This window comes from uncultured Pseudacidovorax sp., from assembly GCF_913773995.1.
Lineage (GTDB): Bacteria > Pseudomonadota > Gammaproteobacteria > Burkholderiales > Burkholderiaceae_C > Xenophilus.
Window position 1 is genome coordinate 1 of sequence record NZ_CAJYES010000068.1, and the last position, 8,025, is coordinate 8,025.

At 69.8% G+C, this 8,025-nt stretch carries 6 protein-coding genes; 5 read left to right on the forward strand and 1 reads right to left on the reverse strand.

Going from position 1 to position 8,025, the window contains the following annotated elements; all coding sequences use genetic code 11:
* Positions 1-74: 74 nt before the first annotated feature.
* On the forward strand, positions 75-1,469 hold the full coding sequence (locus QZ772_RS05855) for a hypothetical protein (RefSeq protein WP_295523980.1): 1,395 nt from the start codon (positions 75-77) through the stop codon (positions 1,467-1,469).
* Between the two features lie 62 nt (positions 1,470-1,531).
* Positions 1,532-2,518, forward strand: coding sequence for a tripartite tricarboxylate transporter substrate-binding protein (locus QZ772_RS05860; RefSeq protein ID WP_295523982.1), 987 nt, complete (start codon positions 1,532-1,534; stop codon positions 2,516-2,518).
* 90 nt (positions 2,519-2,608) lie between these two features.
* On the opposite strand, the gene QZ772_RS05865 is transcribed toward QZ772_RS05860, so the two are convergent.
* Positions 2,609-3,949: an MFS family transporter gene (locus QZ772_RS05865; protein WP_295523984.1), complete on the reverse strand. Its 1,341-nt coding sequence runs from the start codon at positions 3,947-3,949 to the stop codon at positions 2,609-2,611.
* Positions 3,950-4,314: 365 nt separating this feature from the next.
* Between QZ772_RS05865 and QZ772_RS05870 the strand changes: the two genes are divergently transcribed.
* The 3 genes from QZ772_RS05870 to QZ772_RS05880 form a co-directional block, all read left to right on the forward strand.
* On the forward strand, positions 4,315-6,039 hold the full coding sequence (locus tag QZ772_RS05870) for an ABC transporter permease subunit (protein ID WP_295523986.1): 1,725 nt from the start codon (positions 4,315-4,317) through the stop codon (positions 6,037-6,039).
* 16 nt (positions 6,040-6,055) lie between these two features.
* Positions 6,056-7,369, forward strand: a complete 1,314-nt coding sequence (locus QZ772_RS05875) for a nitrate/sulfonate/bicarbonate ABC transporter ATP-binding protein (RefSeq protein WP_295523987.1) — start codon at positions 6,056-6,058, stop codon at positions 7,367-7,369.
* A gap of 181 nt (positions 7,370-7,550) precedes the next feature.
* Positions 7,551-8,025 (forward strand): GNAT family N-acetyltransferase (locus QZ772_RS05880; RefSeq protein WP_295523989.1); only part of this gene is annotated, 475 nt, incomplete at its 3' end.

The following is an 8,025-nucleotide window of genomic DNA, read 5'->3' on the forward strand; positions in this document are numbered from 1 at the left end:
TACAACAGCGGCGTCTTCGCCTTTGTCGCCGATCCGGGCGCGAATGCGGCGCTCGAACTTGGAGTCCGTCACTGATGTCCCATCTCTCGCTCATCCGCCCGGCCCTGGTGCTGGCAGCGCTCGGCACCGCGGGTCTGGTCGCCATGGCCGCCCCGGCCGCACCAGGCGATGCCGAGGAAGCCGCTATGCGCCCGGGCGCAGCCAGTGGGCCCTCGCCCGCCACCTGCCCCAAGGCCGTGCCGCAGGACGCGCGCTGCTACACCGGCGCCGACGGCGCGGGCGCCTTCTACTGGATCGCCATTCCCAAGGACTGGAACCGCGTGCTGGTGATGCATGCGCATGGCGGCCCCGAGACCGGCCCCCCGAAGCTCGCGCGCAGCGAGGAGGACCTGACGCGCTGGGCCATCACGGTGAAGGCCGGCTATGCCTGGGCCGGCTCCACCTACCGACGCGGCGGCTATGGCGTGACGATGGCGGCCGAGGACACCGAGCGGCTGCGCCGCATCTTCGTCGCCCGTTTCGGTGAGCCCCGTCGCACGCTGCTGCACGGGCAGAGCTACGGCGGTGGCGTGGCCTCGAAGGCGGCAGAGCTGTACGCGCCCCTGGGTGGCATCAAGAGCCCTTACGACGGCCTGGTGCTCACCAGCGGGGTGCTGGGCGGCGGCAACACCGCCTACGACTTCCGGCTGGACCTGCGGGTGGTCTACCAGTGGGTCTGCCGCAACCATCCGCTGCCGTCGGAGCCGCAATACCCGCTGTGGCAGGGCCTGCCGCTCGGTTCCACGCTGACGCGCCAGCAACTGGCCGAGCGTGTGCGCGACTGCACCGGCGTGGGCCTGCCCGCCGCGCAGCGCACGCCCGAACAGGCGGCGCGGCTCAAGACCATCCTGACCGCGGTGAAGATCCCCGAGCGGACGCTGGTCGGCCACCTCAACTGGGCCACCTGGCTGTTCCAGGACCTGACGCAGAAACGCCTGGGCGGCCGCAACCCCTTCGGCAACATCGGCGTGCGCTACGACGCACCGCCCGGCGAGGCCGAGGCGCTCAACGCCGGCGTGCTGCGCTATGCGGCCGACCCTCAGGCCCAGGGCGCCCTGGCGGCGGACAGCCTGCCCACCGGCCGCACCTCGCTGCCCACGGTGACGATGCATGCCATCCACGACCCGACGGCCTTCGTCGAGTTGGAGGACGCCTACCGCCGCATTCGCACCGCCGCGGGCACCGAAGGGAATCTGGTGCAGACCTTCGCCGACGAGCGCGAGCACAGCTACCTGAGCGACCCGGAATACCCGGCCCTGTTCGATGCGCTGCTCGCGTGGATCGACCGCGGCGACAAGCCCACGCCTGCCGGGCTGGCCGAGGCCTGCCGCCGGCTGGAGCCACGCTATGGCACGGCCGGCAAGCCGGGCTGCCACCTGCAGCCCGACTGGCGGCCCCAGCCCATCGAGGCGCGCGTGCCGCTGCGCTGAGGGCCATCAACGGCGATGCCATCGCCGCCGCCGCCCATTGCCTTTCACATCCGGAGACCGACATGACCCCTCACTTCCGCCTGGCCGCCCTGGCCGCTGCAGCCACCGCTTTCGCGGCAGGTGCGCAGGCTGCCGACTTTCCCGATGGCAAGACCATCACCTTCGTCGTGCCCTTCGCGGCCGGCGGCCCGACCGACAAGGTGGCGCGCGACCTCGCCGAGGCCATGCAGAAGGCCCTGGGCGCCACCATCGTGGTGGACAACACCGCCGGCGCCGGCAGCACCATCGGCAACGCCAAGGTGGCCCGCGCCAAGAACGACGGCCTGACCCTGCTGGTCACCCACGTCGGCATGGCCACCACGCCCGTGCTCTACCGCAAGCTCAGCTACAACTGGGAGACCGATTTCGAGTACCTGGGCATGATCAACGACGTGCCCATGACGCTGATCGGCAAGCCGCAGCTCGAAGCCAACAACTTCAAGGAGCTGCAGACCTGGATCAACGCCCACAAGGGCAAGGTCAACCTGGGCAACGCCGGCATCGGCTCGGCTTCGCACCTGTGCGGCCTGCTGTTCCAGAGCGCCATCAAGGCCGAGATGACCACCGTGCCGTACAAGGGCACCGCGCCGGCCATCGCCGACCTGATGGGCGGGCAGATCGATCTGCTGTGCGACCAGACGACCAACACCACGGGCCAGATCGAGGCCAAGAAGGTGAAGGCCTACGGCGTGACCACGCTCAAGCGGGTGAACACGCCGGCGCTCAAGGACATCCCGACGCTGGACGAGCAGGGCCTGAAGAACTTCCAGGTGACGATCTGGCATGGCCTGTACGCGCCCAAGGGCACGCCAGCGCCGGTGCTCAAGAAGCTCAACGACGCGCTCAAGACCGCGCTGAAGGATCCGGACTTCATCCGCCGCGAGGAAGCCCTGGGCGCCGTGGTGGTGAGCGACAAGCGCAGCGACCCGGCCGAACACAAGAAGTTCGTGCAGGCTGAAGTCGCCCGCTTCGGCCCCGTGATCAAGGAAGCCGGCGTCTACGCGGACTGATCGCCAAACGCCCGCACCAACGACAAGGCCCGCCAGCGATGGCGGGCCTTTTTGCTTGGCGTGCTCGCGCGTGAGAAGGCGCGCTTGCCCTCAGTGGTCGTGGTGCAGGTAACTCGCCTGACGCGGCAGGCGCAGGCTCACCAGGAAGGCGATGACCATCATCACGGTCACGTACCAGAAGAAGCTCGATTCGATGCCCGCCGACTTGGCCCAGAGCGCGGCGTACTCGGCCGAGCCACCAAAGACGGCGTTGCCCACCGCGTACGCCAGACCCACGCCCAGGGCACGCACCTCGGGCGGGAACATCTCCGCCTTCACGATGCCGCTGATGGAGGTGTAGAAGCTCACGATGGCCAGCGCCACCACGATCAGCACGAAGGCCACGTAGGGGCTGCTCGTGTGCTGCAGCGCCGTGAGGATCGGCACCGTGAACAGCGTGCCCAGCGCGCCGAACAGCAGCATGTTGTTGCGCCGGCCGATGCGGTCCGACAGCATGCCGAACAGCGGCTGCATGCACATGTAGAGGAAGAGGGCGCCCGTCATCACGTAGCTGGTCGTCTTGATGGGCAGGCCCACCGTGTTGACCAGGTACTTCTGCATGTAGGTGGTGAAGGTGTAGAAGATCAGCGAGCCGCCGGCCGTGTAGCCCAGCACGGTGAAGAAGGCGGCCTTGTGGTGGCGGAACAGCCCGGCCAGCGTGCCGGCCTCCTGGTTCGTGCGTGTCTGCGCGCCCTGCGTTTCGGTGAGCGAGCGGCGCAGCAGCATGGCCACCACCGCGGCGATGGCGCCGACGACGAAGGGGATGCGCCAGGCCCAGGCCCGCAGCTCGGCTTCGGTGAAGATTGTCTCCAGGATCACGATGGTGAGCACCGCCAGCAGCTGGCCGCCGATCAGAGTGACGTACTGGAAGGACGAGAAGAAGCCGCGCTGGCCGCGCAGTGCCACCTCGCTCATGTAGGTGGCGGTGGTGCCGTACTCGCCACCCACCGAGAGTCCTTGGAAGAGCCGGGCGGCGAGCAGCAGAGCAGGTGCCCAGGCGCCGATCTGCGCATAGGTGGGCAGGAAGGCGATGACCAGTGAGCCGGCGCACATCATGGTGACCGAGATCAGCATCGAGGTCTTGCGCCCGCGCCGGTCGGCAATGCGGCCGAACAGCCAGCCACCGATGGGCCGCATCAGGAAGCCCGCGGCGAACACCCCGGCCGTGTTGAGCAACTGGACGGTCGGGTCGGACTTGGGGAAGAAGGCGCCGGCGAAGTACAGCGCCGAGAAGGCATAGACGTAGAAGTCGAACCATTCCACCAGGTTGCCCGAAGAGGCGCCGACGATGGCGAAGATGCGGCGCCGCTTTTCCTCGGCGGTGTACACGGGCTGGAGCGGGGTGGCGGAGGCGGGCGCGGTGCGGCCGGCCGGGTCGATGGAAGCGTTCATGGCAGGCGGTCCAGTTGTTCTGGGGTGTTGTTGTGACCAGGCGCAAGCCTGACACCGCCGCGGGCGCCGCGCTGTCAGCCGGGGGCGCGGCGGGCCGCAGGCGTGCTGCGGCGTTGCCCGCCTTGCCCCTTCAACGGCGCCGTCATGTTCCAGTCAAGGTCGGCGCCTAGACTGCCGGCCGCGCCCGCCGCCCTTGTCGGCCGCGGCCGCCCGGCAGCCTTCGGCTGCCAACGCCGACCCGGCCTCGTGCGTTGTCGGCATGGAGGTGCACCGCGCCTTCGTCCCCGTCACTGCCTTGGCCCATCGTGTGGCCGCAGGCGCTGTCCGTCCAACCTGCCGCCTGCTCGCCCACGCACCGATCCGCCATGCGCCGCCGACTCCTGCCGCTCGAAGTCTCCAGCGCCGTGGGCAACCGCTGGGACTGGGCCCTGCTGCCGCTGATCCTGGCCGTGCTCTTCGGCCTGGCCTTCGCCGCCTCTCAGATGGCGCGCCCCTATGCCGTGGGCGAGCCGCTGCCGCTGAGTCTGGATCCGGCCGTGCTGCCGTACTACCTTCTCCGCACCACACTGCGCATGTTCATCGCGCTGGGGGCCTCGCTGGTCTTCGCCTGTACTTTCGCCGTGCTGGCCGCCAAGTACCGGCTGGCCGAGCGGCTGCTGGTGCCGCTGCTGGACGTGCTGCAGTCCATTCCCATCCTGGGCTTCCTGTCGATCACCGTCACCGGCTTCATCGCGCTCTTCCCGGGCAACCTGCTGGGCGTGGAGTTCGCGGCCATCTTCGCCATCTTCACCTCGCAGGCCTGGAACATGGCCTTCAGCCTTTACCAGTCGCTGCGCACGGTGCCGGCCGAGCTGGGCGAGGCGGCGGCGGTGTTCCAGCTGTCGGGCTGGCAGCGCTTCTGGCGGCTGGAGCTGCCTTTCGCCATGCCCGGGCTGCTGTGGAACATGATGATGTCCATGTCCGGCGGCTGGTTCTTCGTGGTGGCCTCCGAGGCCATCTCGGTGTCGGGCCAGAACATCAAGCTGCCGGGCGTGGGCTCGTACATCGCCATGGCCATCGAGGCGCGCGACCTGCCCGCCATCGGCTGGGCCATCCTGTGCATGCTGATCGGCATCCTGCTGTACGACCAGCTCTTCTTCCGCCCGCTGGTGGCCTGGGCCGACAAGTTCCGCTTCGACGAAAGCGGTAGCGGCGAGGCCAGCCGCTCGTGGCTGCTGGACTGGCTGCGCCGCACCCACCTGACCCGTGCCACCGGCGAATGGCTGGCGCATCGCGTCGTGCGCACGCTGGCCTGGTTTCCGCGGCGCTTCGACGGCACCTCGGTGCGTGCCCGGCCGCGGCCCGCCAATCCGCTGGCACAGCGCGCGGGCGACGCGCTGCTGTCGGGCGCGGTGCTGCTGGCCATCGTCTGGCTGCTGCGTTTCATCCACAGCGAGGTGGGCTGGGGCGAGGTGGGCCATGTCTTCCTGCTGGGCCTCTACACGCTGGTGCGGGTGCTGGTGCTCATTGCCATCGCCGCGGTGGTGTGGGTGCCGGTGGGCGTGTGGATCGGCATGAACCCGCGCTGGTCCGACCGGCTGCAGGCGGTGGCGCAGTTCCTCGCGGCCTTCCCGGCCAACCTGATGTTCCCGGTGGCGGTGCTGCTGATCGTGCACTGGAAGCTCAACCCCGACATATGGCTGTCGCCATTGATGGTGCTGGGGACGCAGTGGTACTTGCTCTTCAACGTGATCGCGGGGGCATCGAGCGTGCCCACCGAGCTGCGCCATGCCTCGCGCAACCTGGGCCTCACGGGCTGGCTGCGCTGGAAGCGCTATCTGCTGCCGGCCGTGTTTCCCAGCTTCGTGACAGGCGCCATCACCGCCAGCGGCGGATCGTGGAACGCCAGCATCGTGGCCGAGTACGTGAGCTGGGGCGACACCACGCTGCAGGCGCACGGTCTGGGCAGCTACATCGCGCAGATGACGGCGACGGGCGACTTCCCGCGCATCGCACTGGGCATCGGCGTGATGTGCGTGTTCGTCATGGGGCTCAACCACTTCGTGTGGCGGCGGCTGTACCAGCTCGCCGAACAAAGAATGCATTTCTGATCGAGAGGGCGAGGCCATGACCGAGCGCGACACCATCATCGACCTCCACGCCGTCGGCAAGGGCTTCCGCGCGGCGGACGGCACGGCGCGGCCTGTATTGCAGGACGTGGACCTGCGCCTGGCCGCGGGCGAGATCGTGGCCCTGCTGGGCCCGTCGGGCTCGGGCAAGTCCACGCTGCTGCGCATCCTGGCCGGGCTGGTGCCGGCCGACCGGGGCGATGTGCGCTACCGCGGCCAGCCGCTGCATGGGCCGGCGCGCGGCATCGCGATGGTGTTCCAGTCCTTCGCGCTCTTTCCCTGGCTGACGGTGCAGCAGAACGTGGAGCTGGGCCTGGAGGCGCGCGGCGTGCCGCAGGCCGAGCGGGCCCGGCGTGCCGCCGCGGCCATCGCGCTCATCGGCCTGGGTGGCTTCGAGGGCGCGCTGCCGCGCGAGCTGTCGGGCGGCATGCGCCAGCGCGTGGGCATCGCGCGCGCCCTCGTGGTCGAGCCCGACGTGCTGCTCATGGACGAGGCCTTCTCGGCCCTGGACGTGCTGACCGGCGAGCGCCTGCGCGACGACATCCTGGCGTTGTGGGAAGGCGGGCAGATGCCCACCCAGGCCATGCTGGTCGTCTCGCACAACATCGAGGAAGCGGTGCTGATGGCCGACCGCGTGCTGGTCTTCGCCGCCGACCCCGGTCGGGTCCGGGCCGAGCTGCGCATCGGCCTGCCGCGCCCGCGTGACCGCGACTCGGTGGAGGTGCGCATGCTGATCGACCAGGTCTATGCGCTGATGACGGCCGGCGCCTCGGGCACGCCGCACGGCCCCAAGCATGCGGTGCTGGCCGAGCGCCTGCCTTCGGCCGACGTGGCCCGCATGGAAGGCCTGCTGGAGCTGCTGGTGGAAGACGACTTCCAGGGCCGTGCCGACCTTCCGCGCCTGGCCGACGAGGCCGAGCTCACCGACCACGACCTGCTGCCGCTGACCCAGGGCCTGTCGCTGCTGGGCCTGGCCCGGCTGGCCGAAGGCGACCTGCTGGTCACGCCGCTGGGCCGCCATTACGCGGGCAGCGCGCGGGCAGGGCGCCAGCGCATGTTCGGCCAGCAGCTGCTGGAGCGCGTGCCCTTGGCGGCGCACATCCGCCACAGCCTGGAACAGGATCCGCAGGGCCATATCTCCGAAGAGCATTTCCTCGACCTGCTGCGCGAGAGCCTTGAAGACTCCGAAGCCCTGCGGGTGCTGCGCCAGGCCATCGAATGGGGCCGCTATGGCGAAGTGTTCGAGTACGACTTCCGCACCGGCATGATCCATCTGCCGGCGCCCGACCCGGTCGAGAACGCGGACGGCTGAGGCTCAGGCGGCCGACCGCGGCGCGCACAGCCCGCCCGGCACTCATCGACGGCCGCGCCGGTCCTCTTCATCGCCGCCCCCCACGCCTTTGGCTGGGACGCAGGTGCGGGCGCACATACTGTGCGGCCCCCGTGCTGCGCCGTACCGGCCTGACAGGGCCGCCACCCCTCCGCCCGCCGCCATGCCCAACAGCACCTTCTCCCTGCCCTCCGGCATCCGCCTGCGGCCCTTCGCCGGCCCGCAGGACTTTCCGGCCATGGTGAACTGCGCCAACGCCAGCTTCGCCGAAGACCAGACGAGCTGGTTCCGCACGGTCGAGGAGATGGCGCGCAACTACGCATCCTTTGTCGATTGCGTGCCGGAGCGCGACGTCTGCATCGCCGAGGCGGGTGGCGAGATCGCCGGCTACGTCCGCTGCTGGCCCTATGTGCAGGCGGACGAGCTCCATCTCTACGCGCAGTTCGGCGTGATGGCGCCCCAGTGGCGCCGGCGCGGCATCGGTCGGGCGCTGCACGCCTGGATGGACGCGCGCCAGCAGCAGATGGCGCGTGCGCACCCGCAGGCACGGGCCCATGCCCACCACGCCTTCGTGACGCAGGGCGAGACCGCACGGGCGGCCTTGCTCGAGAAGGCAGGCTACCGGGTGGCGCGTCACT

What these genes read in the sequence shown, in the direction of transcription:
- QZ772_RS05855 (WP_295523980.1), top strand. Translation starts at nt 75, where the DNA reads ATGTCCCATCTCTCGCTCATCCGCCCGGCCCTGGTGCTGGCAGCGCTC.
- QZ772_RS05860 (WP_295523982.1), top strand. Translation starts at nt 1,532, where the DNA reads ATGACCCCTCACTTCCGCCTGGCCGCCCTGGCCGCTGCAGCCACCGCT.
- QZ772_RS05865 (WP_295523984.1), bottom strand. Translation starts at nt 3,949, where the DNA reads ATGAACGCTTCCATCGACCCGGCCGGCCGCACCGCGCCCGCCTCCGCC.
- QZ772_RS05870 (WP_295523986.1), top strand. Translation starts at nt 4,315, where the DNA reads ATGCGCCGCCGACTCCTGCCGCTCGAAGTCTCCAGCGCCGTGGGCAAC.
- QZ772_RS05875 (WP_295523987.1), top strand. Translation starts at nt 6,056, where the DNA reads ATGACCGAGCGCGACACCATCATCGACCTCCACGCCGTCGGCAAGGGC.